Annotated in this window: 23 protein-coding genes and 1 other annotated feature; of the genes, 1 reads left to right on the top strand and 22 read right to left on the bottom strand. The window is 48.3% G+C overall.

All coding sequences use genetic code 11. The features are described 5' to 3' along the window. The gene (locus BW952_RS07850; RefSeq protein ID WP_045850146.1) at positions 1–1,704 is read left to right on the top strand and encodes an Rqc2 family fibronectin-binding protein; all 1,704 of its coding nucleotides are present in this window, start codon (positions 1–3) and stop codon (positions 1,702–1,704) included. Between the two features lie 632 nt (positions 1,705–2,336). Here the strand turns inward: BW952_RS07850 and BW952_RS07845 are convergent. From BW952_RS07845 to sigE, 22 genes are all read right to left on the bottom strand, one after another. Beyond that, positions 2,337–2,852, bottom strand: coding sequence for a GNAT family N-acetyltransferase (locus BW952_RS07845; protein ID WP_045850147.1), 516 nt, complete (start codon positions 2,850–2,852; stop codon positions 2,337–2,339). 336 nt (positions 2,853–3,188) lie between these two features. After that, positions 3,189–3,815 carry an orotate phosphoribosyltransferase gene (gene pyrE / locus BW952_RS07840; RefSeq protein WP_045850148.1) on the bottom strand — a complete coding sequence of 209 codons (627 nt, stop codon included), beginning with the start codon at positions 3,813–3,815 and terminating at the stop codon, positions 3,189–3,191. Then, positions 3,812–4,528, bottom strand: a complete 717-nt coding sequence (pyrF, locus tag BW952_RS07835; protein WP_045850149.1) for an orotidine-5'-phosphate decarboxylase — start codon at positions 4,526–4,528, stop codon at positions 3,812–3,814. Before pyrF ends, pyrE begins: the two co-directional genes overlap by 4 nt. Beyond that, complete coding sequence (locus BW952_RS07830) at positions 4,528–5,439, bottom strand: dihydroorotate dehydrogenase (protein ID WP_045850150.1); 912 nt, start codon at positions 5,437–5,439, stop codon at positions 4,528–4,530. Before BW952_RS07830 ends, pyrF begins: the two co-directional genes overlap by 1 nt. Next, positions 5,436–6,215 (bottom strand): dihydroorotate dehydrogenase electron transfer subunit, encoded by a 780-nt coding sequence (locus BW952_RS07825; RefSeq protein WP_045850151.1) that lies wholly within the window; start codon positions 6,213–6,215, stop codon positions 5,436–5,438. The genes BW952_RS07830 and BW952_RS07825 overlap by 4 nt, the downstream gene beginning before the upstream one ends. After that, positions 6,212–9,418, bottom strand: a complete 3,207-nt coding sequence (gene carB / locus BW952_RS07820) for a carbamoyl-phosphate synthase large subunit (RefSeq protein WP_045850152.1) — start codon at positions 9,416–9,418, stop codon at positions 6,212–6,214. The genes BW952_RS07825 and carB overlap by 4 nt, the downstream gene beginning before the upstream one ends. Beyond that, a complete protein-coding gene (locus BW952_RS07815) occupies positions 9,411–10,502 on the bottom strand; it encodes a carbamoyl phosphate synthase small subunit (protein WP_045850153.1) in 1,092 nt (363 codons plus the stop codon). The genes carB and BW952_RS07815 overlap by 8 nt, the downstream gene beginning before the upstream one ends. Beyond that, positions 10,502–11,785 (bottom strand): dihydroorotase, encoded by a 1,284-nt coding sequence (locus BW952_RS07810; protein ID WP_045850154.1) that lies wholly within the window; start codon positions 11,783–11,785, stop codon positions 10,502–10,504. The genes BW952_RS07815 and BW952_RS07810 overlap by 1 nt, the downstream gene beginning before the upstream one ends. Beyond that, positions 11,769–12,677 carry an aspartate carbamoyltransferase catalytic subunit gene (locus tag BW952_RS07805; RefSeq protein WP_045850178.1) on the bottom strand — a complete coding sequence of 303 codons (909 nt, stop codon included), beginning with the start codon at positions 12,675–12,677 and terminating at the stop codon, positions 11,769–11,771. Before BW952_RS07805 ends, BW952_RS07810 begins: the two co-directional genes overlap by 17 nt. 191 nt (positions 12,678–12,868) lie before the next feature. Next, the gene (pyrR, locus tag BW952_RS07800) at positions 12,869–13,405 is read right to left on the bottom strand and encodes a bifunctional pyr operon transcriptional regulator/uracil phosphoribosyltransferase PyrR (protein ID WP_045850155.1); all 537 of its coding nucleotides are present in this window, start codon (positions 13,403–13,405) and stop codon (positions 12,869–12,871) included. Between the two features lie 160 nt (positions 13,406–13,565). After that, positions 13,566–14,477 (bottom strand): RluA family pseudouridine synthase, encoded by a 912-nt coding sequence (locus BW952_RS07795; protein WP_045850156.1) that lies wholly within the window; start codon positions 14,475–14,477, stop codon positions 13,566–13,568. 1 nt (position 14,478) lies between these two features. After that, positions 14,479–14,940 carry a signal peptidase II gene (lspA, locus tag BW952_RS07790; protein ID WP_045850157.1) on the bottom strand — a complete coding sequence of 154 codons (462 nt, stop codon included), beginning with the start codon at positions 14,938–14,940 and terminating at the stop codon, positions 14,479–14,481. A gap of 59 nt (positions 14,941–14,999) precedes the next feature. After that, positions 15,000–17,771: an isoleucine--tRNA ligase gene (ileS, locus tag BW952_RS07785; protein WP_045850158.1), complete on the bottom strand. Its 2,772-nt coding sequence runs from the start codon at positions 17,769–17,771 to the stop codon at positions 15,000–15,002. 46 nt (positions 17,772–17,817) lie between these two features. Continuing rightward, positions 17,818–18,034, bottom strand: a binding site (T-box leader). Between the two features lie 51 nt (positions 18,035–18,085). Continuing rightward, on the bottom strand, positions 18,086–18,595 hold the full coding sequence (locus BW952_RS07780; RefSeq protein WP_045850159.1) for a DivIVA domain-containing protein: 510 nt from the start codon (positions 18,593–18,595) through the stop codon (positions 18,086–18,088). Positions 18,596–18,685: 90 nt separating this feature from the next. Further along, a complete protein-coding gene (locus tag BW952_RS07775) occupies positions 18,686–19,462 on the bottom strand; it encodes a YlmH family RNA-binding protein (RefSeq protein ID WP_045850160.1) in 777 nt (258 codons plus the stop codon). Between the two features lie 12 nt (positions 19,463–19,474). Then, positions 19,475–19,735 (bottom strand): YggT family protein, encoded by a 261-nt coding sequence (locus BW952_RS07770; RefSeq protein WP_045850161.1) that lies wholly within the window; start codon positions 19,733–19,735, stop codon positions 19,475–19,477. A gap of 5 nt (positions 19,736–19,740) precedes the next feature. Then, the gene (locus BW952_RS07765; protein WP_045850162.1) at positions 19,741–20,166 is read right to left on the bottom strand and encodes a cell division protein SepF; all 426 of its coding nucleotides are present in this window, start codon (positions 20,164–20,166) and stop codon (positions 19,741–19,743) included. A 21-nt stretch (positions 20,167–20,187) separates the two neighbouring features. Next, complete coding sequence (locus BW952_RS07760; RefSeq protein WP_045850163.1) at positions 20,188–20,859, bottom strand: YggS family pyridoxal phosphate-dependent enzyme; 672 nt, start codon at positions 20,857–20,859, stop codon at positions 20,188–20,190. Next, on the bottom strand, positions 20,849–21,679 hold the full coding sequence (gene pgeF, locus BW952_RS07755; RefSeq protein WP_045850164.1) for a peptidoglycan editing factor PgeF: 831 nt from the start codon (positions 21,677–21,679) through the stop codon (positions 20,849–20,851). Before pgeF ends, BW952_RS07760 begins: the two co-directional genes overlap by 11 nt. A 51-nt stretch (positions 21,680–21,730) precedes the next feature. Then, on the bottom strand, positions 21,731–21,988 hold the full coding sequence (locus BW952_RS07750; protein WP_045850165.1) for a YlmC/YmxH family sporulation protein: 258 nt from the start codon (positions 21,986–21,988) through the stop codon (positions 21,731–21,733). A gap of 74 nt (positions 21,989–22,062) precedes the next feature. Next, positions 22,063–22,842 carry an RNA polymerase sporulation sigma factor SigG gene (sigG, locus tag BW952_RS07745; RefSeq protein WP_045850166.1) on the bottom strand — a complete coding sequence of 260 codons (780 nt, stop codon included), beginning with the start codon at positions 22,840–22,842 and terminating at the stop codon, positions 22,063–22,065. A gap of 61 nt (positions 22,843–22,903) precedes the next feature. Further along, the gene (gene sigE, locus BW952_RS07740; RefSeq protein ID WP_045850167.1) at positions 22,904–23,623 is read right to left on the bottom strand and encodes an RNA polymerase sporulation sigma factor SigE; all 720 of its coding nucleotides are present in this window, start codon (positions 23,621–23,623) and stop codon (positions 22,904–22,906) included. Between the last annotated feature and the right edge of the window lie 5 nt (positions 23,624–23,628).

Here is a 23,628-nt window from a genome sequence, read left to right as displayed (position 1 = left end):
ATGGCATTTGACGGATTATTTACAAAAGCAATGGTTGAAGAATTAAGTGAGGCACTGACGGGCGGCCGTGTGAACAAAATTCATCAGCCTTATAAAAATGAAACGATTATGGTGATCCGTGCACGCGGGAAGAACAATAAGCTTCTCCTGTCGGCACATCCATCATACGCACGGGTGCAGCTGACGGAAGCCGCAGTGGAAAATCCGCCGGAGCCGCCGCTTTTTTGCGTGATGATGAGAAAGCATTTAGATGGCGCGATTTTAGAAAATATCCGCCAGTTTGGCCTGGACCGAACCATCTGCTTCCAGTTCAAAGGAAAAAATGAAATTGGCGACATTTCGTACAAGGATTTATACGTTGAAATTATGGGACGCCATAGCAACATGATTTTAGTCGATAATGCAAAAGGAACCATTATCGACAGCATTAAGCACATCCCTTCTTCGCTGAACAGCTACCGGACGATTTTACCGGGAGCGGAATATGTAGCGCCCCCTGCTCAGCATAAACTGAATCCGCTCGAGGCTGATGCTGAAACCGTGACTCGTTCCATTGATTTTAATGCAGGGAAAATAAGCAAGCAGATCGTGGCTGCCTTTGAAGGAGTATCGCCGCTCCTTAGCAGTGATATCGTGAAAAGAGCCGGACTTGCCAACCGGGAAACCGTAGCGCCTGTTTTCCTGGATGTGATGGAGCCGATAAAGGAAGGCCGCTACGAACCGGTGCTGATCGACAGTGGAGACAAAACGACTTTTTACATGGTGGACTTGCCGTCCGTCCCCGGGGATCGAACGGCGTTTCACACGCTTTCCTTGCTTTTGGACCGTTTTTACTTTGGGAAGGCCGAGCGCGACCGGGTAAGACAGCAGGCAAATGACGTGGAGCGGCTGATCGGCAATGAGCTGCAAAAAAACCGCTCCAAAATTGAAAAGCTGAAACAAACGCTGGCCGAAGCGGAAAACGCTGGCCAGTATCAGCGTCTCGGCGAGCTGCTGACGGCCAATTTATACGCCGTTAAAAAAGGGATGACTGAAGTAGAAGTCGTCGATTATTACGATGAAAACGGCGCGATGGCCCTTATTGCCCTTGATCCACAGAAATCGCCGTCGGATAACGCCCAGAAGTATTTTTCGCGCTACCAAAAAGCCAAGCACGCGATCATCGTCGTACAGGAGCAGATCGAAAAAACAAAAGAAGAAGTTCGCTACTTCGAGGCGCTGCTGCAGCAGCTGGAGTCGGCATCCCCCCGGGACATTGAGGAAATCCGGGAAGAGCTGGCGGAGGAAGGCTACTTGAAAGCCCGCCATATTAAAAAGAAAAAGAAACCGCTCCTGCCGGTGATCGAAGAATATGTTTCATCGGACGGGACGCCGATTTACGCCGGCAAAAACAACCGGCAAAACGATTATGTAACAAACAAGCTGGCACGGCGCGATGACATTTGGCTTCACACAAAGGATATCCCGGGTTCGCACGTAGTCATTCGGTCGGATGACCCAGCGGAGCAAACGATTCTTGAAGCGGCGATGATCGCTGCCTATTACAGCAAAGCAAAAGACTCTTCATCCGTTCCGGTAGACTACACAAAGGTACGACACGTGAAAAAACCGTCCGGCGCCAAGCCCGGATTCGTCATATATGACAACCAGCATACCGTATTTGTGACACCCGATGCCGGGAAAGTGATGGGGATGAAGAAATAAGACGTCTTGCCTTTTGGGATGAAATCATTTAATACAGACTGGGGCATAACAATGAGGACAGCTATTGAATCCGAAAGATCTAGTCTCTGAAAGCCTCGATTCTTCTTTTTTCTTGAAAAAGCACAATCAGGGGCTCCGGGCTGCCGGCTCCGCTTTCCTGCTGGGCGAACGCTGAACCAGCCCAAAAACCGTGGCTGTTTCAGCCTGTCCGCTCGTCCAGCGGGAGTCTTCGCCGGCCTCCCTGCGCCCGTTGTGGTTCTAATAAAGCAAGGAGAATAAAATGCTTAAAAATGGCTAGTTTTCAATAACTAACGAGCGGGTGTATGAATAATAGCTTCACTTTTCATATGAAGGGTAGAATGGTTTATTATTTCTCAACCATCTTGCTCTTTTTTTGGTTTTATCAGCGGCTTTTCCTCCCCATTAAGGGCGGCTGGCGCAGGACGGAGACTCCTTGGAGAGCAAGCGGGTCAGGTGAGATCCACTTTTGACGCGGCAGCGGCAAAAGTTAGCTCACCGCCCGCCCCCAGGAACGCGCAGTTCTGCAGAAGCCGCCCGGACTGTGTTCGCGCAAGCGCAGTCGCTAAATGCTTCATCATTTTTTGGTTAAAACTTTCTGTCCCGATCCCTGTTCATATCTGAATCCAAAACCGCTTAACGACTACTCCATCTTCTTCAACAAAGTCATTGTCCGCTATTCCACCATTTTTCACAATCGTTTGAAAGGACCCCGCATTATCCTCATCACAAACGACCAGTGCTCGATCAATGCCCAGCTCCTTCGCTTTTTGAAGTGACAGTGCCAGCAGCTTGGTGGCATAGCCTTTTCTTCTTTCCGACGGGCGAATGCCGTAGCCGATATGACCGCCACTGTTAAGCAGGAATTCGGATAACGAGTGACGGATATTTACCACACCCAGGACTCTGTTCGTTTCGTCAATCAGCCAGTAGGTGGAATCCGCAACCCAGTTTTCCGGCAAGTTCTTTCCTTCTGCATGGTCCTGCAAAAATTGAAGCATCTGCTCAAATGGATGCGGATTTTGTTCAATCACCCAGGGAATCATCTTTTCACCGCTTTTTTCCCACTCTGTATAGAATGATAGGTACTCCTCTTTTAGATGGAACGAAGGCGATACGAGCTGAAGCAAGTTCCTCACCCTTTCCTTTGCCTAATTTTCATAATTATACCAGAAAGTGGATGGGGCGTAATAGCGTATCGCCGATATCTATTCTTTATCGCTGATATAAAGGCTGGATCGCCGACATGCTAAGGATATCAGCGATCGACAGGTGAATATCAGCGGTAAATTAATTTTATCGGCGATCGAGAGGTACATATCAGCGGTATTCTCACTTTATCGACGATCGCTTTTTCAACAAAGTGACAGGCTGGGACGTAATCGTCATACGGATCAAAAAAGCCAAACGATTTTGGAAATCGTTCGGCTTTTCTTCTATTTTAAGATTTTTTCTCAATCTCGTTTTTAGTTCGATCCCCATGCTTCGGGATTTTGCTTCCAGTTCTTTAATGTTTCAATATCGTCTGACTGAACATAGTTTTTCTCGGCTGCCACTTCAATCAGCGCATCGTAGTCACTTAAGGCCACTGCTTTAAGTTCTGCTTCTGCAAGACGGGTGTCTCCTTTTGGCAAGCCATATGTAAAGATGGCCGCGACACCGAGTACGTCACAGCCGGCCGCACGCAAAGCATCTGCTGCTGTAATCGCACTGCCGCCAGTGGAAATCAAGTCTTCAATGACAACGACCTTTGATCCTGGCTCTGCTTTTCCCTCGATTTGATTGCCTTTGCCATGCTCCTTCGCTTTTGAGCGCACGTAGCACATTGGCAGGTTCAATACGTCTGCCACCCATGCTGCATGCGGAATCCCGGCTGTGGCTGTTCCGGCAATAATCTCTGCATCCGGATAGTTTTCCTTAATTAACTCGGCCAGCCCTGCCGCGATTTTTTTGCGCGTGTCTGGATAAGAAAGCGTCAGACGGTTGTCGCAGTAAATTGGCGACTTCATACCGGATGACCACGTGAATGGGTCGTTCGGCTGCAGGTACACCGCCTTAATGTTTAATAGTTCTTCCGCAATTTGTTTTTTCATTCTGCTTGTCCTCCCCAGAGTGCTTTAACGTGGTGATAGGCAGCGACTGGATCGGCTGCTTTTGTAATCGGCCGGCCGACCACAATCATGGTGGAGCCGATTTCTCTTGCTTCAGCAGGATCTGCTACCCGTTTTTGATCATCTGCCTGACCGTCTTTTAAGCGGATGCCCGGTGTGACTTTATAAAAGTCCTCTCCGCATGCGTCCCGAATAGCCCCTGCTTCCAAAACGGAACAGACAACGCCGTCACAGCCGGCTTCTTTTGCTTTTTGAGCATAATGGAGAACCGATTCCTTCAATGGCACTTGAATAAGCTGATCCGCCTGCATCGCTTCTTGAGACGTTGATGTCAGCTGCGTCACGGCGAGCAAAATCGGACGCTTTCCGCCTTCCTTTGTCCCCGCCTGAAGCCCTTCAACCGCTCGCTTCATCATGTCGACACCGCCTGCTGCATGAACATTAATCATGTCGACACCGAGTGCCGCAAGTCCCTTCATCGCCTGGCCAACCGTGTTCGGAATATCGTGCAGCTTTAAATCAAGAAAAATACGATGATTTCTTTTTTTCAGCTGCTCAATAATAAACGGGCCATTTTGCAGGTACAGCTCCATGCCGACCTTCACATACAGCTCTTCCCCTTCGAAGGGCGCAAGAAATTGCTCGGCCTCCTCCCACGTGGGAAAGTCGAGTGCAATAATCGGTTCTTTTTCCATTACTTCCAGCTCCGTCCTTTTAATTCACTAATATGATCCACATTGTGCTGCTCTAAATACGCATCCAATTCCGCAATCAGCTCCGGACATATAAACGGATTCACAAAGTTTGCCGTACCGACAGCGAATGCATCTGCACCCGCAAGCGCAAACTCAATGATATCTTCCACGGTTGAAATGCCGCCCATGCCGATAATCGGCAAATTTGTCTGCTGGCTTACTTCATAAACCATTCGTACAGCAACGGGCTTCACAGCCGGGCCGGATAAGCCGCCCGTGCGGTTTGACAGCACCGGCTTGCCTGTTTTCAAGTCAATTCGCATGCCGATCAATGTGTTAATCATCGTAATGCCGTCCGCACCGCCGTCCTCCACCGCTTTTGCCATTTCCACAATGTTCGTTACGTTTGGAGAAAGCTTCACATAAACGGGTACTTCTGACACGTTTTTCACTTGTTTTGTTAGTTCCTTCGCCGTTTCAGGAATCGTCCCAAAGGCAATGCCGCCTGTTTTCACATTCGGGCAGGAAATATTCAGCTCAAGTGCATGAACATTGTCCACCTTGGAAATTTCCTTTGCCACCTGCACGTAGTCCTCTGTTTGAGAGCCTGCCACGTTGGCGATAATCGGCACATCAAACTGCTTCAGCCAGTCCAGTTCATTCGCGATCACTTTTTCAAGACCCGGGTTTTGCAGGCCGATTGCGTTCAGCATACCGCCTGGAGTTTCCGCCACACGCGGCGTCGCATTCCCGTACCGGGGCTCTTCCGTTGTCGCTTTAATCATAATCGAGCCAAGTGTGCTTAAATCAAACAGCTGGCTGAATTCACGGCCGAAGCCAAAGCAGCCGGATGCCGGCATAACCGGATTTTTTAATGATAAGCCAGGAAGCTCCAGCGCTAAACGATTCATAGTGCCACCTCCCCGGCTTTAAATACAGGTCCGTCGCTGCAAATTTTCAAATATGCTGTACCGGTTTCGTCTTCAGCGGGATGGCAGACACAGGCAAAGCACGCCCCAATGCCGCAGCCCATCCGCTCCTCCAGCGAAATAAAGCCTTTTGGCGCTGCGTGAAGCTGCTCCACAGCCTTCAGCATCACAGTCGGGCCGCACGAGTAAAACACGTCTGCCTTCAGATGATGCCGATTTACGACATCTGTCACAAAGCCTTGCTCGCCAAGCGATCCATCGACGGTTGCTACGTACGTTTCACCGAGTTCAGCAAACTGGTCTGCATAAAACGCCACGCTCTCGTTTTGAAAGCCGAGAACGTGGATCGTTTTTACTCCTTTGTCGTTTAAACGCCGGGATAATTCATACAGCGGCGGGACACCGATGCCGCCGCCGATTAGTAAAGCGGTTTGGCCAGGAGCGGCTTCCTCGAGAGGAAAGCCGTGCCCGAGCGGCCCCAATACGTCGACAGCGTCACCTGGCCGTTTGCGGGAAAGGGCTTTTGTCCCTGCCCCTTCCGAACGGTAAATCATGGTGAATTCCTTTTTTTCCGGTTCGATCCGCGCAATGCTGATCGGACGGCGCAGAAGGGGCATCATTTCATCGCTCGCTTTTAAATGAACAAACTTGCCTGGCTCATCGATTTGCTCCACAAGCGCCCCTTTCAGCGTCATTTCAAAAATATCTTTGGCGATTTCCGATTGTGAAACAACCGTCATCAGTTCTTTTTGAATCATGAATGAACCGCCTCAAGTGCCGCTTTCGGCATCGCTTCTGCGTTAAAGATCATAGATTCCAGCACTTCAAGAATCGCGGTGGCTGTATCAAGTGATGTCAAACATGGAATGCCGTTTTCAACCGATTCACGGCGGATACGGAAGCCGTCACGTGCCGGCTGCTTGCCTTTTGTCAGTGTGTTAATAATAAACTGGGCTTCGCCGCCGCGGATCACGTCCAGCATATCCGGACCTTTTGCTCCGATTTTAGCTACTGTTTGAACCGGTACGCCTGTTTCGCGAATCAAGTTAGCTGTGCCATGAGTCGCCAGCAGCTGGAAGCCGATATTATGGAAACGCTTCGCAATCACAAGCGCCTCGTCTTTGTCCTTGTCAGCTACTGTGAGCAATACGGCCCCTTTTGTCGGGATTTTCATGCCGGATGCCACAAGCCCTTTGTAAAGTGCTTTTTCAACCGTTGAATCTTTCCCCATCACTTCGCCCGTTGATTTCATTTCAGGGCCAAGCGTTGTGTCTACGCGGCGCAGCTTCGCAAACGAGAAGACCGGTACTTTCACATAAACGCCTTCTTTTTCCGGAACAAGACCTGACTGGTAGCCCATTTCCTGCAACGACTGCCCCATAATGGCTTTCGTTGCGATGTTGGCCATTGGCACATTCGTAATTTTGCTCAGGAATGGAACGGTCCGGCTTGAGCGCGGATTGACTTCGATCACGAACACTTCACCTTTTGAAATAACATACTGAATGTTAAGCAAGCCGATAATATTCAAGCCTTTTGCCAGCTTCGTCGTATATTCAATGATCTTCGCTTTTTGATCTTCTGTTAATTTTTGCGGCGGATACACAGCGATGGAGTCACCGGAGTGAACACCTGCGCGCTCGATATGCTCCATGATGCCTGGAATCACGACATCTGTGCCGTCTGAAATAGCATCGACTTCAATTTCTTTTCCTGTTAAATAACGGTCGATCAGAACAGGGTGCTCTGGGTTGACCTTCACCGCGTTTTGCATGTATTGAAGCAATTCTGCTTCTTTATAAACGATTTCCATCGCACGTCCGCCAAGCACGTAGGAAGGGCGAACAAGAACCGGGTAGCCGATGCTGTTGGCGATATCCACTGCAGCTTCCACGGAGAAAGCTGTTCTGCCAAGCGGCTGCGGTACTTTTAATTCCTGAAGCGCCTGCTCGAACTTGTCGCGGTTTTCCGCACGGTCGACATCTTCAAGGCTCGTGCCGAGAATTTTCACTCCATGAGCGACAAGCTGATCCGCGAGGTTAATCGCTGTCTGGCCGCCGAACTGGACAATAACTCCTTCTGGCTGCTCTAAATCGATAATGTGCATCACATCTTCAATCGTCAGCGGCTCGAAATATAATTTGTCCGAGATACTAAAGTCGGTGGAAACCGTCTCCGGGTTGTTGTTAACGATAATCGCTTCATAGCCGGCTTCACGAAGCGCCCATACAGAGTGAACAGTTGCGTAATCGAACTCAACCCCTTGTCCGATCCGGATCGGGCCTGAGCCAAGCACAACAACCGATTTCCGGTCCGTAACAATCGACTCGTTTTCATCCTCATATGTTCCATAGTAATAAGGTGTTTCCGATTCGAACTCGGCCGCACACGTATCCACCGTTTTGAAAACAGGGATAATGCCGTTTTTCTTGCGCCAGTCGTATACTTCTTTTTCCGTTTTGCCCCATGCCTTGGCAATCGTTTTGTCGGCAAAGCCAAGCTGCTTTGCTTTTTTTACAACATCTGTATTAAACGGATTGTTTTCCACTTCTGTTTCGTACTTCACGATGTTTTCGAACTTTTTCAGGAAGAATAAGTCGATCTGGCTCCACTCGTGAATCGTTTCGATTGTAATGCCGCGGCGCAGTGCTTCCCCAAGGTAGAACAATCGCTCATCACCCGCTTTGCGAATCCGCTTTTCAAGAAAGGCGTCATCTTTATCAGCCAGATCATCAAGCGATAAATGGTAAACGCCGCTTTCTAGTGAGCGAACCGCTTTTAACATGGATTCCTCAAACGTACGGCCGATCGCCATCACTTCGCCTGTTGCCTTCATTTGCGTGCCGAGCGTCCGGTTTGCATGCTCGAACTTGTCAAACGGCCAGCGCGGAATTTTGGACACGATGTAATCAAGCGCCGGTTCAAAGCACGCGTACGTTTTACCCGTCACTGGGTTCATCATTTCATCCAGCGTTAAGCCGACCGCAATTTTCGCTGCAAGCTTGGCAATTGGATAGCCGGTTGCTTTGGATGCAAGCGCAGATGAACGGCTTACACGTGGATTTACTTCAATAATGTAGTATTGGAAGCTGTGCGGATCAAGTGCCAGCTGAACATTACAGCCGCCTTCGATGCCAAGTGCGCGAATGATCTTCAGCGATGTGTTGCGCAGCATTTGGTATTCACGGTCTGTTAACGTCTGGCTCGGTGCGACAACGATCGAGTCGCCTGTATGAACACCGACCGGATCAATGTTTTCCATGTTGCAGACAACGATGGCGTTGTCTTTGGAATCGCGCATCACTTCATATTCAATTTCTTTAAAGCCGGCGATGCTTTTTTCAAGAAGACACTGTGTGACCGGGCTTTGCTTTAAGCCGTTTGTGACGGTTTCAATTAATTCCTCGTCGTTTTCGCAAATCCCGCCGCCTGTGCCGCCGAGTGTATAAGCAGGACGGACGATAACCGGATAGCCGATTTGCTCAACGAAATCTTTTGCTTCCTGAAGCGTGTGGATGATTTCACTATCTGGAACCGGCTCATTTAAATCGTTCATTAATGTACGGAACAAATCACGGTCTTCCGCTTGCTCGATCGCAGAAAGCTTCGTGCCTAACACTTTCACATTGTATTCATCTAACACGCCGGCATTGGAAAGCTCTACTGCCATGTTCAGTCCTGTCTGTCCGCCAAGTGTCGGCAGGACCGCATCCGGACGTTCCTTTTGGATAATCCGGCGCACGAATTCAAGCGTGATCGGCTCAATGTAAACGGCATCGGCGATTTCTGTATCCGTCATAATGGTGGCCGGGTTTGAATTCACAAGGATGACGCGATATCCTTCTTCTTTCAGCGCCAAGCAAGCCTGTGTGCCTGCATAGTCAAATTCTGCTGCCTGACCGATAACGATCGGGCCTGATCCAATAACAAGAATACTTTTAATGTCTGTACGTTTAGGCATGTTGTGTCTCCTTTGCTGCGTTCGTTTTCATTAAGTCGATAAAGCGGTCGAATAACATGTTGTCGTCTTCCGGTCCTGGGGATGCCTCCGGGTGATACTGCACCGTAAATGCCGGATGCGTTTTATGGGCAAGCCCTTCTACTGTGCCGTCATTCAAAGCGACATGGGTAATTTTCAAATCGGTATTGGCAATGGATTCTTCGCTCACTGCGAAGCCATGGTTTTGAGATGTAAGCGCCGTGCGGCCAGTTTCCAGGTCTTTAACCGGATGATTCGAGCCGCGGTGCCCGAATTTTAATTTAAATGTATCTGCACCTGAAGCAAGCGCGAACAGCTGATGGCCGAGGCAGATGCCGAAAATCGGAACCTGTCCGATCAATGCCCGGATTGTTTCAATGGCATGCGGGACGTCTTTCGGATTTCCCGGACCGTTTGTCAGCATAATGCCGTCCGGTTTAAACTGCATAATTTCTTCTGCCGGTGTATCATGCGGCACGACGACTACGTCACAATTGCGGTTGTTCAGCTCACGCAAAATGCCGTGCTTCATGCCGAAGTCGATCAAGACGACCCGGAAGCCGCGTCCAGGGCTTGGATACGCTGATTTTGTTGACACCTGCGCTACCTGGTCATTCGGAAGAACGGTTGCCTGCAGGCGGTGAATAACCTCCTGTGCGTCGGCATCCGCAGAAACGATCGCTCCTTTTAGCGCACCGTGCTGGCGGATAATCCGTGTTAATTTACGCGTGTCGACACCTGAAATAGCGGGAATGTCTTTCATTTTTAAATATTCATCTATCGAAAATTCGCTTCTGAAGTTGGACGGGAAGTCCGCTGCTTCTTTAACGACTAACGCTTTTACAGCCGGCTGAATTGTTTCGAAGTCGTCCCGGTTAATGCCGTAGTTGCCGATCAATGGATACGTGAATGTCACAATCTGGCCGCAGTAGGATGGATCAGACAGCGTTTCCTGATAGCCCGTCATACCGGTTGTAAACACAACCTCTCCTGTCACATCTTTTGCACTCCCGAAACCTTCTCCGATAAATACTGTTCCATCTTCTAAAATAAGCTGTTTTTTCATTAGTTGATCGTCCCTTCCTGCCATACAAGTTTTCCTTCAAAAAATGTCGCTGCTGGCCAGCCTGCAAGCGTGCGCCCTGCAAACGGCGTATTTTTCCCCTTGGACAAAAACGTCTCCGGATTCACTTCTTTTTCTGCTTCAAGATCGATGATTGTAATATCTGCTTTTGCCTCTTTTTCAAGCCGTCCGTACGGCAAGTTAAAGGTTTCAGCAGGCTTGATTGTCATCCAGTCGACAAGCTGCTTTAGCGTAATCACGCCTTTTTGAACGAGCTCTGTGTAAAGAAGCGGGAAGGCTGTTTCAAATCCGGTAATACCGAATGGCGCTTTTTGAATGCCGGCCGCTTTTTCTTCCGCTGTATGCGGTGCATGGTCTGTTGCAATAAAATCAAGTGTGCCGTCAAGCAATCCTTCAATCAAGGCCGCTTTATCCTCTGCTCCGCGAAGAGGCGGGTTCATTTTAAAGTTCGGGTCCTGACCCGGGATATCCATATCTGTTAAAACAAGGTGATGAGGAGATACCTCCCCCGTCACACGAATACCGGCTTTTTTCGCATCGCGAATGACGCGTACAGACTCCTTCGTGCTCACATGGCAGACGTGATAATGACAGCCGGCGTTTTCTGCCAGCAGGACATCGCGTGCGATTTGCACCGATTCACAGATGGCTGGAATACCTGGCAGACCTTCACGCTTTGCATATTCGCCATCATGAACCGCACCGCCATAAATCAAGCTGTTGTCTTCGCAATGAGCGACAATCGCCATATCAACGGCAGCCGCTTTTTTCATCGCCGCATGCATCATGCCGGCTTCTTGTATACCAACGCCGTCATCAGTGAACGCAAATGCGCTGTTTTCTTTCAGGGTGTCAAAATCGACGAGCTCCTTGCCTGCCTGGCGAATGGTAATCGATGCGTATGGCAGGACACGAATGTGGGCGTTCTGCTCAATCAGCCCGTTTACTTTTTGAAGATTTTCTTCCGTATCGGGTACAGGCCGTGTATTCGGCATAGCGGCAATTGTCGTAAAGCCGCCTTTTGCTGCTGCTTTCGTTCCGGTTTCAATCGTTTCTTTATGTTCGCCGCCCGGCTCGCGCAAGTGAACATGCAGATCCACAAGTCCCGGAGCGACGAACTTGCCCGACGCATCCAGTAATTCTTCTCCATCCGCTTTTAACTCACGGCCGATTTCTGCAATGACTCCATTCGTAATGCGTATATCTGCTTGCGATAATTCACCGTTTTCGTTTAACAGCTGTCCATTTTTAATTAACCAGTTCATTTGCCAATCTCCCCTCAAGTACCTCTTTTAAAACCGCCATCCGGACGTACACTCCGTTTTCCATTTGCTTAAAAATACGGGACCGCCCGCACTCCACAAGGCTGTCTGCGATTTCGGCATCCCGGTTAACCGGTGCCGGGTGCATAATAATGCTTTCCGGCTTCATGCGGCTTTCGCGCTCTTCTGTTAAGCCGAAGCGGATATGATATTCTTCCTTTGTCATTTCTGAAGCTACCTGGTGGCGTTCATGCTGAATGCGAAGCAGCATCAGCACATCCACCTGCTCAACCAGCTCATTAATTTCCACAAATCCGCCTGACTGCTGAAAGTCTTCTTCAAACCATTCAGGAGGACCGGAGAATTTCACATCCGCACCGAGGCGTCTTAATGCTTCGGCATTCGAGCGTGCCACTCGGCTGTGGCGGATATCGCCGACGATGCCGATTTTCAAGCCGTCGAATGTACCGAACTCCTGCTGAATCGTCAGAAGATCAAGCAAGCACTGTGTCGGATGCTGTCCGCAGCCATCTCCTGCATTAATAACCGGTATGTCTATGTGGCCGACCAGCTCATCGTAATAAGCATCTTCCTCGTGGCGTACCACAACAGCATTCACACCAATTGCTTCAAGCGTACGAACCGTGTCGTACAGCGTTTCTCCTTTTAACACGCTGGAGCTGCCGACATCAAACGGAATCACATCAAGCCCGAGCTTTCGTTCAGCCATTTCAAAGCTTGTTTTCGTCCGCGTGCTTGCTTCAAAAAACAAGTTCGCCACGTATTGCTTTTCATCCGGCGCCCAACTTTCGCCGTCTGCAAATTTTTGCGCCTGCATTAATATTAACAAAATTTCATCTTTATTCAAATCCCTAATTGAAACTAAATTTCTCATCATCGATTTCCGCCTCCGTTTTCATGAAAAAAACACCCTGAATTTCAGGGTGTTTTCTCGTTTTTACAGCATAACGAAGCTGTACTGCACATAGGCGCAGTCCGATTTCACCCTTAAATGCCTCTCGTGCATTTTTAAAAGGTTGTCAATGTCCATCAAGTCTCTCAGGACTTTCCTGTAAACATTTATCTTTATTCATAAATACTTATACGATCCAATTGATCCACTTCTTCGAGTGTAACGACAATCCGTTCGGTTTTAGCCGATGGAATGTTTTTCCCGATATAGTCTGCTCGAATCGGAAGCTCCCGGTGCCCTCTGTCGACAAGCGCCGCCATTTGAATATGAGACGGACGGCCGATATCCATAATCGCATCCATCGCAGCCCGTACCGTACGGCCTGTGTACAGCACATCGTCTACTAAAATGACCGTTTTCCCGTTTAAATCAACCGGAACCTCCGACCCTTTTACTTCCGGCTCGTGATTTTTCGTTTTCACCGTTAAATCGTCCCGGTAAAGCGTAATGTCCAGCTCTCCTACCGGCACGCGCTGGCCTTCGATTTGAAAGATTCGTTCTGCGAGCCGCTGTGCCACATAAATGCCACGCGTTTTAATCCCGATCAGCACGCAGTTTTCAACGCCTTTATTTCGTTCAATGATTTCGTGTGCGATTCTGGTCAGCGCCCGGCGAATCGCCTGCTGATCCAATACGACCGCTTTTTCCATGAAAAAAGCCTCCCCACCCGGTTTAGGTGAGAAGGCGTACTGGTACCTTGAAGACGGCATACGTGTGCCATCACTTGTCCGATTCCTTCCCAGCCTCACGGGACTGTTCTTAAAGGTTCTTATTCAACTGATCTAAGTGTACAGATGTCGATCAAAAAAGTCAAACCTTTTTGCGCAATTCGTCGACAAGCGTCGTAAATTCCGCTGGCGGTGCTGCTTCAAATTCCATATACTCGTTTGTACGGGGGTGAATAAAGCCGAGCACACCGGCATGCAATGCCTGCCCATCGATGTCCAGCGTTTTGCGCGGCCCATACTTTGGATCACCCGCAAGAGGGAAGCCAATGTATTTCATATGCACCCGAATTTGATGCGTACGTCCTGTTTCCAGCTCACATTCCACCAGCGTAAAATCGGTGAAGCGTTCCAGCACATGAAAGTGAGTAACCGCCACCTTGCCATGATCGACAATACCCATTTTTTGTCGATCCTTTGTATCACGTCCGATTGGGGCATCAATCGTTCCAAAATCGTGCTGAATGACACCGTGGACAACGGCTTTGTATTTTCGCGTGACGGATTTTTCCACCAGCTGATTGACCAGTTTTTCATGCGCCAGATCGTTTTTTGCCACCATCAAAAGCCCAGAGGTGTCCTTGTCGATCCGGTGCACAATCCCCGGCCGCATGACGCCGTTAATGCCGGATAAATCTTTGCAGTGGTACATAAGGCCGTTAACGAGCGTTCCTGTTGTATGACCGGGTGCCGGATGCACGACCATTCCGCGCGGCTTGTTCACGACAATGACATCTTCATCCTCATAATACACGTCCAGCTGTAAATCTTCCGCTTCAATATTTAATTCTTCCGGGTCCGGAATGTCAATGGTCACTTCATCTCCGGCTGCTGCTTTATAATTGGCTTTCACAGGACGCCCATTCACTAGCACGCGGCCTTCCTTCAGCCACTCCTGCACTTGTGAGCGTGAATAGCTTTCTTCCTTTGAGGACGCTACCTTGTCAATCCGGCTGCCTTTTTCTTCCTCGCTTACAGTAAAATGTAATTGCTCCATATTAAGCCTTCTTTCCTTTTCGATCGTCGATAAACATCGCGATAAATAATAAAATAACACCAATCGTTAATGCCGCATCCGCTATATTAAAAATCGGGAACCGGTAGCCAAAGATAAACGTTTGAACAAAATCAACCACTTCTCCGCGAAACAGCCGGTCAATAAAGTTGCCAATTGCACCGCCTAAAAGCACCGCTAAAGAGATTTTCATCAGCGGCTTTCCTTTTGCTTCTTTTTGCATAAAATAAATGATGCCGACAACGACAACCGCAGTGATAATATAAAACAGCCAGAATTGTCCTTCCAGCATTCCCCATGCAGCTCCTCTGTTCCGGTGCGAGGTAATGTGCAGCAGGTTTTCAATAACAGGCACGCTTTCGCCGATTTCCATCGATTGGACAATCAGCCACTTTGTCCATTGATCCAGCAAAATGACAATCAATGTCAGTCCGTAATACAGCATACTTTCCCTCCAACGATGAAAAGAGGCTAGCGGTTTTAAGCTAACCTCTTTTTCGTGTTTTAGTTTACTTCAGAGTAATGCTTCTTTACAACGTCTGCACAGCGAGGGCACAGTGTCGGATGTTCTTCGTCCTGTCCGACCTCTTCTGTTACCGTCCAGCACCGCTCACACGTCTCGCCCGCTGCTTTCTCAACGACAACCGATGCCGTTTCAAGCGTTACCGCATTCTCTGGTGCTTCTTCTACAGAACCAGCTACTTCAAATCCAGAAACGATGAAAAGCTGCTTTACGTCTTCCTGTACAGAGGCCAGCAAGTCTGCTGTTTCCTTGCCCGCATATAGCTTCACATGGGCTGTCAGCGATTTGCCGATTACTTTATCGTTGCGTGCTTCTTCAAGCGCTTTAAGAACGTCATCACGAACTGCCATAAATGCAGTCCACTTTTTCGTCAGGGCATCCGCACCGGCAAGCTCCTTGTATTCCGGCATATCCGTCAGCTGAACGTGCTTCTCAGCCGCTTCCGGCACATCTACCCACACTTCATCCGCTGTATGCGGCAAAATAGGCGACATCAGCTTAGCTAAAGCCGTCAGCGTTTCGTACAGCACCGTTTGAATGGCGCGGCGGTCTGCGTGATTTTCCGACTCAATGTACAAAACATCTTTTGTAAAATCAAGGTAAAACGAACTTAAATCGATCGTACAGAAATTGTTGACCGCATGATAAATCGCCGCAAATTCATACTTTTCGTAATGACCGCGAACCGTTTTGATCAATTCGTTTAATTTCACCATCATAAATTGATCAACCTCGCGCAGGTTTTCATACGAGACAGCGTGCTCACTCGGCTTAAATCCATCCAGATTGCCAAGAAGGAATCGGAACGTGTTGCGGATCTTCCGGTATACTTCAGCTACTTGCTTTAAGATCGCATCCGATACCCGGACGTCTGCCTGGAAGTCCACGGATGAAACCCAAAGACGCAGGATATCTGCCCCGAGCTGCTCCATTACCTTCGCTGGCACGACCGTATTGCCAAGCGACTTACTCATTTTGCGCCCTTCGCCGTCCAACGCAAAGCCGTGGCTGAGCACGCCTTTATAAGGCGCTTTGCCCGTCACCGCTACCCCGGTGATGAGAGACGAGTTAAACCAGCCGCGGTACTGGTCAGACCCTTCTAAATAAAGGTCAGCCGGCCGCTGGGCCTCCTCACGCTGCTCCAGTACCCCTTCATGGGAAGAACCGGAATCAAACCAGACGTCCATAATGTCATTTTCTTTCGTGAATTCGCCATTTGGGCTACCCGGATGTGTGAAGCCTTCCGGAAGGAGCTCCTTCACTGACCACTTAAACCAGATGTTTGATCCGTGCTCACGGAACAAGTCTGATACGTGTGAAATCGTTTCATCGGTAATGATCGCTTCCCCGTTTTCCGCATAAAAAACCGGAATCGGCACGCCCCATGCACGCTGGCGGGAAATACACCAGTCGCCGCGGTCACGGATCATATTAAACAAACGGGTTTCGCCCCACGCAGGCACCCACTTTGTTTCTTTCACCGCTTCTAGAAGCTCTGGGCGGAATTTGTCAATAGAAGCAAACCATTGTGCCGTCGCCCGGTAAATAACCGGCTTTTTCGTCCGCCAGTCATGCGGATACGAATGTGTGATAAAGTCCATTTTCAGCAGGGCACCGGTTTCCTCCAGCTTTTCTGTGATCGCTTTATTTGCTTTATCATAAAACATGCCCTCGAAACCAGGCGCTTCCTCGGTCATAACACCACGGTCGTTCACCGGACAAAGAACGTCGAGACCGTATTTTTTGCCGACGATAAAGTCATCTTCCCCGTGTCCTGGCGCTGTGTGAACCGCTCCTGTACCGGAATCGGTCGTCACGTGTTCACCAAGCATGACAAGGGAGTCACGTCCGTAGATTGGATGCGAGGCAACAACACGGTCCAGCTCTTCCCCTTTTACGAGCTTTTCAGTTGTGTAGTCTTCCCAGCCGATTTTCGCCGCGACTTCCTCAAGCAATGCTTCTGCCACGACAAACTTGCTTCCATTTGCTGCAACAACCGCGTAATTCAATTCAGGGTGAACGGAAATGCCGAGGTTGGCTGGAATCGTCCATGGCGTTGTTGTCCAGATAATGATTTTTGTGCCTTCTTCTACTACACCATTGCCACTTTTCACATCAAACGCAACGTAAATGGATGCAGACCGTTTATCCTGGTATTCGATTTCTGCTTCAGCGAGTGCTGACTCGGAGGATGGCGACCAGTAAACAGGCTTCAGCCCTTTGTAAATAAAGCCTTTTTTCGCCATTTCACCAAACACTTTAATCTGGGCCGCTTCGTATTCCGGCTTAAGAGTAATATACGGATTGTCCCAGTCACCACGGACGCCGAGGCGCTTAAACTGCTCGCGCTGATTCTCAATTTGCTTATACGCATATTCCTCACAAAGCTGACGGAACTCGGCAACCGTCATTTCCTTCCGGTTCACGCCTGAGTTCGTCAATGCCTGTTCAATCGGCAGCCCGTGGGTATCCCAGCCTGGAATATACGGCGCGTAATAGCCGCTCATTGATTTAAAACGGACAATAAAATCTTTTAAAATTTTATTGAGCGCATGGCCGATATGGATATCGCCATTGGCATAAGGAGGTCCGTCATGCAGCACAAACATCGGGCGGTTTTTCGTACGCTCCAGCACTTGCTGATAAATATCTATCTCTTTCCATTCCGTTTGCATCGCAGGCTCACGCTTTGGCAAATTGCCGCGCATCGGAAATTCTGTTTTCGGCATTAGTAAGGTTTCTTTATAATTCATCTTCCCGTCTCCTTTAAATCAAAATAAAAAACCTTTCGCATCCCTCGAAAGGGACGGAAAGGTTTCCGCGGTACCACCCTGATTGACAGTACATAACTGCCCGCTCAAAATCCGTAACGGGGATGAACCGTTTTCCGCTACTGGCTTTTCACGGAAAATGCTCGAGGGTGATCTTCAAGCTCGCCTAGCCACCGGGCTTTCACCGTCCCCGATTCGCTTGTCGCTACATAGCGCTGCTTTACTGTCCCTGTCCTAGCATTTAAAGTTTTTATTGAATGATTTCATTATAAAAATGAACGAGTCATTCGTCAAGCTTACCTGTCATCGTCACTCAACTGCTCAAGTTCATCGGTATCCACTTCAAAATCCATCAGCTTATCCCAATCATCGTTATTCAACAGATCAAGCTGCGCTTCCATAAGCATTTTAAACCGCGTGCGGAAAACCTTGGACTGCTTTTTCAGCTCCTCGATTTCCACCGCAATTCTCCGCGCCTTTGAAAGCGATTCTTCGACAATCCGGTCCGCATTTTTTTCCGCTTCTCGAACAAGCAGCTTGGATTCCTTTAACGCATTGCGTTTCACATCTTCTGCTGTTTCCTGCGCAATGATAATGGATTTGTTCAGTGTTTCCTCAATATTAGAAAAATAGCCGAGCCGTTCAGTCTGGCCTGCCAGCTGTGCTTCAAGTTCTTTTTTTTCACGAATAATGAGCTCGTAATCTTTAATAATCTGATTTAAAAAATCGTTTACTTCATCTTCATCGTAACCGCGAAATGAACGGCCGAATTCTTTTTTATGTATGTCCAATGGCGTTAAGGGCATACAGCCACCTCCAAAGCGTTACAGAATCATTGATGTTTATTATAAAGGTTTTTCGCCCTTTTGTGGGGAAATCCCTTCACTTTCGCAAATTTATTTCAAAATACCTAGCGTAATCCGCCATTTTTCTTTTTTTGTCTGGCCGTCAATGGATAGAATTTTCATTCGGCCGATCCCTCGTACAGACAGCATATCGCCCTCTGCACATTCAAACGAAGGCGATTCAACAGAGCGCCAGTTTACTTTTGCCGCTCCGCTCTTTACAAGCAGCTGAGCTTTCTGTCTGGACATAGAAGGCAGCGCACCGATCACGACGTCCAGTCTGAGCGACGTTACCGTAACGGACTGCTCCCGCCACTCGTCTGCTTTGAATACTGCTTCTGCGAGCGGCTTTTCGCTCAACGTGACAGCGACCTTGCCGACCTGGTCGAAATTTGCCTGTACATAAGAAGCGATGTCTTTTGCAATAATGATTTGAAACCGTTCATTTTCGTTTAAAATATCCCCGAACTTCTCACGCTTCAGCCCAAGCCCCATCAAGCTTCCTAATATATGCGGATGGCTGATGGATGAAAATTTGTGCGGATAGTTTATTTCAACTAATTCGACTTCATAATCAGAATCGGCCGGTTCAAAGTAAGACGGGTGAATAAGCGCTCTTTTACGTTCTGCCGCCGGATGTCCGCCGAAAAAATGAACCTGAACGTCCTCCTGTGTGCCAATTAACGACCGTATAATCTGCCGCTGCCTCGGGTCAAGAAAGTCTGTTAATTTCGGGGCGTACGTATCGGCCGCCTGCTCTTTCCATTTTATCGCCTTATCAATAAACTCTTTTTCCTCCGGACGGAAATGCTGGTAAATATCAGCCATAATCCGGTCCGCTTACAGCCATGATGACAGCTGGTAAAGTCCTCTTGTCGCGAGGTTTAACGTAATGAAAGCAACAATCGGCGAAATATCAAACATGCCAAGCGGCGGAATAATCCGGCGAAACGGATCTAAATACGGTTCGCAAATTCTCGTTAAAAACCGGCCGATAGACGTGTTTTTTGCATCTGGAAACCACGACATTAAAATGTAAATAATAAGTGCCCAGGAGTATAACTGTATCGCCTGAACCAAAACGTAAATAACTGTATCCATTTTTTCTATTGCCACCCCGTTTTTTCTTGATCGTGTTGCGTAAACTGTGTAATACTGCCAGCGATTTCTACATTTTCAGGCGCACAGAAAAAGATTTTTTCGCCAATTTGCTGAATTTCACCGCCGATTGCATAAACGGTCCCGCCCAGAAAATCAACGATTCGACGCGCCTGGTCTGTTTGAATCCGCTGCAAATTGACGATCACTGCTTTTTTGGCTTTTAAATGATCGGCAATTTCTTGTGCTTCCGCATAAACACGCGGTTCCGCCATCACAACTTTTGACGGCTTTTGGGCACTTTTTAAGCTGACAACGTTTCTTTTGCGGGGAGCCGTGTCCGTCCGCTCTTCTTCATAAACCGCTTCTTCTGCCATATCATAATCTTCTTCATCCAGCAGGAAAAATGACTTAAACTTCGATTTCACGCTCATCGTTCCACCTCCGCGTTCATTTTATTCCCCTACAAGCGCTGTTCCAATTCGGATCATGGTTGCGCCTTCTTCTATCGCAATGTCATAATCATTGCTCATGCCCATTGATAGCTCCGAACATGGTGCAAAAGGCAAATTCAGCGCCTGTACCTCGTCCCTTAGACTTGCAAGCTGCCGGAAGCAGGCTCTCAGCACATCACGGTCATCCGTGAGCGGTGCCATTGTCATAAGGCCGCCGATTTGTACATTTTCGTAACGGTGAAGCGATTCAATAAACGGAATGACTTCTCCTGGCTCTAAGCCATGCTTGGACTCTTCTCCTGAAACGTTTACCTGAACAAAGCATTGAACCGGCTTCGTGGCACGCTGGTTAATTTCTTTCGCGAGCGATTCCCGGTCCAGTGAATGAATGTAATCCGCGTATTCAATCATCGATTTTACTTTTCTCGTTTGAAGAGACCCGATAAAATGCCACTTCGCCTGGCTGCCGATGACTTCGTGCTTTTCGATTATTCCCTCTACTCGATTTTCACCGAGGTGCCCGATGCCTGCTTCGACTGCTTCCTTTGCGCGGTCTGTGGACACGTATTTTGTCACCGCCACAATGGTGACGTCCTCCGCTTTTCTGCCCGCACGCGCTGCTGCTTGCTCGATCTTCTGCTTGATTGCTGCTAAATTGTCTTTAACCTTCATCGTCCTCTTCCTTCCAGCCAATATACCCCATCATCCGCCCTGTTCTTCCATCGTCGCGGCGATGCGAAAAAAAGTCGGGTGAACAGCTGGAACAAAGAGCTGTCACCATAATATTTTCTTCCAGCACACCCGATTTCACAAGGATGTCCTTGTTTAGCTGCTGAAGCGAAATGAAATATGCATCGGATTCTTTTCCGGACCGCCAAAACGGCAGCGCTTCGCCTCGTTCATACCATTTTTCAGCAGCGCTTATGACGGTCTTGTCCACCTTGTAGCATGAACCGCAGATGGAAGGTCCGATCGCTGCCTGAATATGGGGCAGCTGGCTTCCTTCTTTTACCCACTTCTTGACCATGTGCGAACCAATCCCGCCAACTGAACCTTTCCAGCCGGCATGGGCGGTTCCAACTCTCTTTGTTGCTCGGTCAAAAAAGTAAAGCGGTACACAGTCGGCATAGCAAAGCGTTAACAGCACCCCGGTATCGACTGTATATAAACCATCTGTAGCTGAAAAAGCGGATGCATAATCCAGCGCACCGCGTCCTGCGTCCCGCTTCGATACGCTTTTTATATGAACCTCGTGCGTTTGTTCACAGCCGATCCAGTCATCGACCGGAAAAGCCAATTTACTGCTGATGTTTTTCCGATTTGATCTGACAGAAGCTTCGTCATCATGAACGTGAAATGCCATGTTTAATCCGTTGTATTTCCCAATTCCATCTGCCTTTGACGTAAAGCCGGCAACAAGTCCAGGGGCTTCCTGTTCCCAGCGTTCCAGGTAATATAAACCACTCTTGCTTTTTTTAAAAGGTTCTGCCATCGCATACTCCCGCTCATTTTCTTTTAGTGTACCACATGACACCCTTTTTCGTCACCGTTCGTCCTCTGTTGTTTCCAATTCTCCGTGACGGACCAGAATCACATCACCGCCAATTTTCACAATTTTTATCCAGGGGATAATGACTTCCTCTTCTTTTCCGAACAGCCCAAACTTTTTTCCCGTTTGTTCAATCACTAGTGCGGAAATCGCCCCCGTCGCATTATTTAATTCAATGTCTGCAATTCTTCCGAGCTTTTTCCCGTTGGTTACATTCACAATGTCTTTTAGTTGAAAATCTGAAATTCGCATACGATTCCCTCCTTACTTCCAATGTATGCGACAACACAAAGAAAAAAACAGAAGAATATTTCTCCTGTTTTCATTCAGCCATTTATTTTCTTTTTCATTTGCTTGATGGCTCCTTTTTCAAGCCTGGACACCTGTGCCTGAGAGATGCCGATTTCTTCTGCCACCTCCATTTGGGTCCGTCCAGTGAAAAAACGCTTTTCAATAATCATCCGTTCCCGGTCAGACAGTTTAAACAGCTCGTCCGTCAGCGTCATCGTGTCCACCCATTCTTTTTCCCGGTCATGGCCGTCACTGATTTGATCCATCATGTATATGGGGTCGCCGCCATCCTGAAACACAGGCTCGAACAGCGATACAGGGTCTTGAATAGCATCGAGCGCAAACACCATTTCTTCTTTCGGCACATCAATTGCCCGTGCGATGTCTTCTGCGGCCGGTTCAACCGAACGCTCTGCTGTCAGCTTCTCTCTTGCCTGCAAGGCTTTGTACGCAATGTCACGAAGAGAGCGCGATACCCGAATCGGGTTGTTATCCCGTAAATAGCGCCGAATTTCACCAATAATCATCGGCACGGCATACGTTGAAAACCGCACATTATGGCTTAAATCAAAATTATCAATGGATTTCATTAAGCCAATACAGCCTACTTGAAACAAGTCATCGGCTTGTTCATTCCGATGGTTAAACCGCTGGATCACACTGAGCACCAGACGCAAATTGCCCGTCACCAATGTTTCCCGGGCCTGTTTGTCGCCGCTTTGATATTGAACGAATAGCACTTTCATTTCAGGATTTGTTAGGACAGGAAGTGTCGACGTATCAACACCGCATAAGACAACTTTATTTCGGGCCATCACTGTTCCTCCTCATGATGTCTGCTTCTCAAAACAGTATTGCCGGCCCGAAAAAAATTATTCAGCGCAGTTTATTGAGTTCTTTTTTCAGTCTTCCGATAATTTTTTTTTCTAAACGGGAAATGTAAGACTGTGAGATTCCAAGCAAGTCGGCTACGTCTTTTTGGGTCATTTCCTCTTGACCATTAAGCCCGAAGCGCATTTCGATAATTTGCTTTTCGCGCCCTTCTAGATCCTCCAACGCTTCCGATACGAGATGTTTGTCCACTTCTTCTTCAATGCCTTTTGTAATAATGTCGCCCTCTGTGCCAAGTACATCCGAAAGAAGCAGCTCATTTCCATCCCAATCAATATTTAACGGCTCGTCGAACGATATTTCCGACCGAATTTTATTGTTGCGCCGCAAGTACATTAAAATTTCATTTTCAATGCATCGCGATGCGTACGTGGCCAGCTTTATTTTCTTTTCCGGATCAAAGGTATTGACTGCTTTGATAAGACCGATCGCCCCAATGCTGATCAAGTCTTCAATGTGAATCCCTGTGTTTTCAAATTTTCGGGCAATGTAAACGACCAGCCGCAAGTTTCGTTCAATCAGCATGGCCCGAACGGCTTTGTCCCCGGAAGGCAGTTTTGTTAAAAGATGCGCCTCTTCATCACGCGTGAGCGGCGGGGGCAGCGCTTCACTTCCTCCGATATAATAAATGGCCTTTGACTTGACCCCCGCTTTTTGGATCATGTTATACATGACATACATCCATTTTGTTTTAATCTGGCGCAAATTGT

It is taken from the genome of Domibacillus enclensis, assembly GCF_900156125.1.
Classification (GTDB): domain Bacteria; phylum Bacillota; class Bacilli; order Bacillales; family Domibacillaceae; genus Domibacillus; species Domibacillus enclensis.
The sequence above is the reverse complement of the archived record's forward strand: the minus strand, read 5'-3'. Positions and strand labels throughout refer to the sequence as shown.

Excerpts from the sequence above, each read along its gene's own strand:
- BW952_RS07850 (WP_045850146.1), top strand. The coding sequence starts at position 1 with ATGGCATTTGACGGATTATTTACAAAAGCAATGGTTGAAGAATTAAGT.
- pyrE (WP_045850148.1), bottom strand. The coding sequence starts at position 3,815 with ATGAAAAAACAAATTGCGGAAGAACTATTAAACATTAAGGCGGTGTAC.
- pyrF (WP_045850149.1), bottom strand. The coding sequence starts at position 4,528 with ATGGAAAAAGAACCGATTATTGCACTCGACTTTCCCACGTGGGAGGAG.
- BW952_RS07830 (WP_045850150.1), bottom strand. The coding sequence starts at position 5,439 with ATGAATCGTTTAGCGCTGGAGCTTCCTGGCTTATCATTAAAAAATCCG.
- BW952_RS07825 (WP_045850151.1), bottom strand. The coding sequence starts at position 6,215 with ATGATTCAAAAAGAACTGATGACGGTTGTTTCACAATCGGAAATCGCC.
- carB (WP_045850152.1), bottom strand. The coding sequence starts at position 9,418 with ATGCCTAAACGTACAGACATTAAAAGTATTCTTGTTATTGGATCAGGC.
- BW952_RS07815 (WP_045850153.1), bottom strand. The coding sequence starts at position 10,502 with ATGAAAAAACAGCTTATTTTAGAAGATGGAACAGTATTTATCGGAGAA.
- BW952_RS07810 (WP_045850154.1), bottom strand. The coding sequence starts at position 11,785 with ATGAACTGGTTAATTAAAAATGGACAGCTGTTAAACGAAAACGGTGAA.
- BW952_RS07805 (WP_045850178.1), bottom strand. The coding sequence starts at position 12,677 with ATGAGAAATTTAGTTTCAATTAGGGATTTGAATAAAGATGAAATTTTG.
- pyrR (WP_045850155.1), bottom strand. The coding sequence starts at position 13,405 with ATGGAAAAAGCGGTCGTATTGGATCAGCAGGCGATTCGCCGGGCGCTG.
- BW952_RS07795 (WP_045850156.1), bottom strand. The coding sequence starts at position 14,477 with ATGGAGCAATTACATTTTACTGTAAGCGAGGAAGAAAAAGGCAGCCGG.
- lspA (WP_045850157.1), bottom strand. The coding sequence starts at position 14,940 with ATGCTGTATTACGGACTGACATTGATTGTCATTTTGCTGGATCAATGG.
- ileS (WP_045850158.1), bottom strand. The coding sequence starts at position 17,771 with ATGAATTATAAAGAAACCTTACTAATGCCGAAAACAGAATTTCCGATG.
- BW952_RS07780 (WP_045850159.1), bottom strand. The coding sequence starts at position 18,595 with ATGCCCTTAACGCCATTGGACATACATAAAAAAGAATTCGGCCGTTCA.
- BW952_RS07775 (WP_045850160.1), bottom strand. The coding sequence starts at position 19,462 with ATGGCTGATATTTACCAGCATTTCCGTCCGGAGGAAAAAGAGTTTATT.
- BW952_RS07770 (WP_045850161.1), bottom strand. The coding sequence starts at position 19,735 with ATGGATACAGTTATTTACGTTTTGGTTCAGGCGATACAGTTATACTCC.
- BW952_RS07765 (WP_045850162.1), bottom strand. The coding sequence starts at position 20,166 with ATGAGCGTGAAATCGAAGTTTAAGTCATTTTTCCTGCTGGATGAAGAA.
- BW952_RS07760 (WP_045850163.1), bottom strand. The coding sequence starts at position 20,859 with ATGAAGGTTAAAGACAATTTAGCAGCAATCAAGCAGAAGATCGAGCAA.
- pgeF (WP_045850164.1), bottom strand. The coding sequence starts at position 21,679 with ATGGCAGAACCTTTTAAAAAAAGCAAGAGTGGTTTATATTACCTGGAA.
- BW952_RS07750 (WP_045850165.1), bottom strand. The coding sequence starts at position 21,988 with ATGCGAATTTCAGATTTTCAACTAAAAGACATTGTGAATGTAACCAAC.
- sigG (WP_045850166.1), bottom strand. The coding sequence starts at position 22,842 with ATGGCCCGAAATAAAGTTGTCTTATGCGGTGTTGATACGTCGACACTT.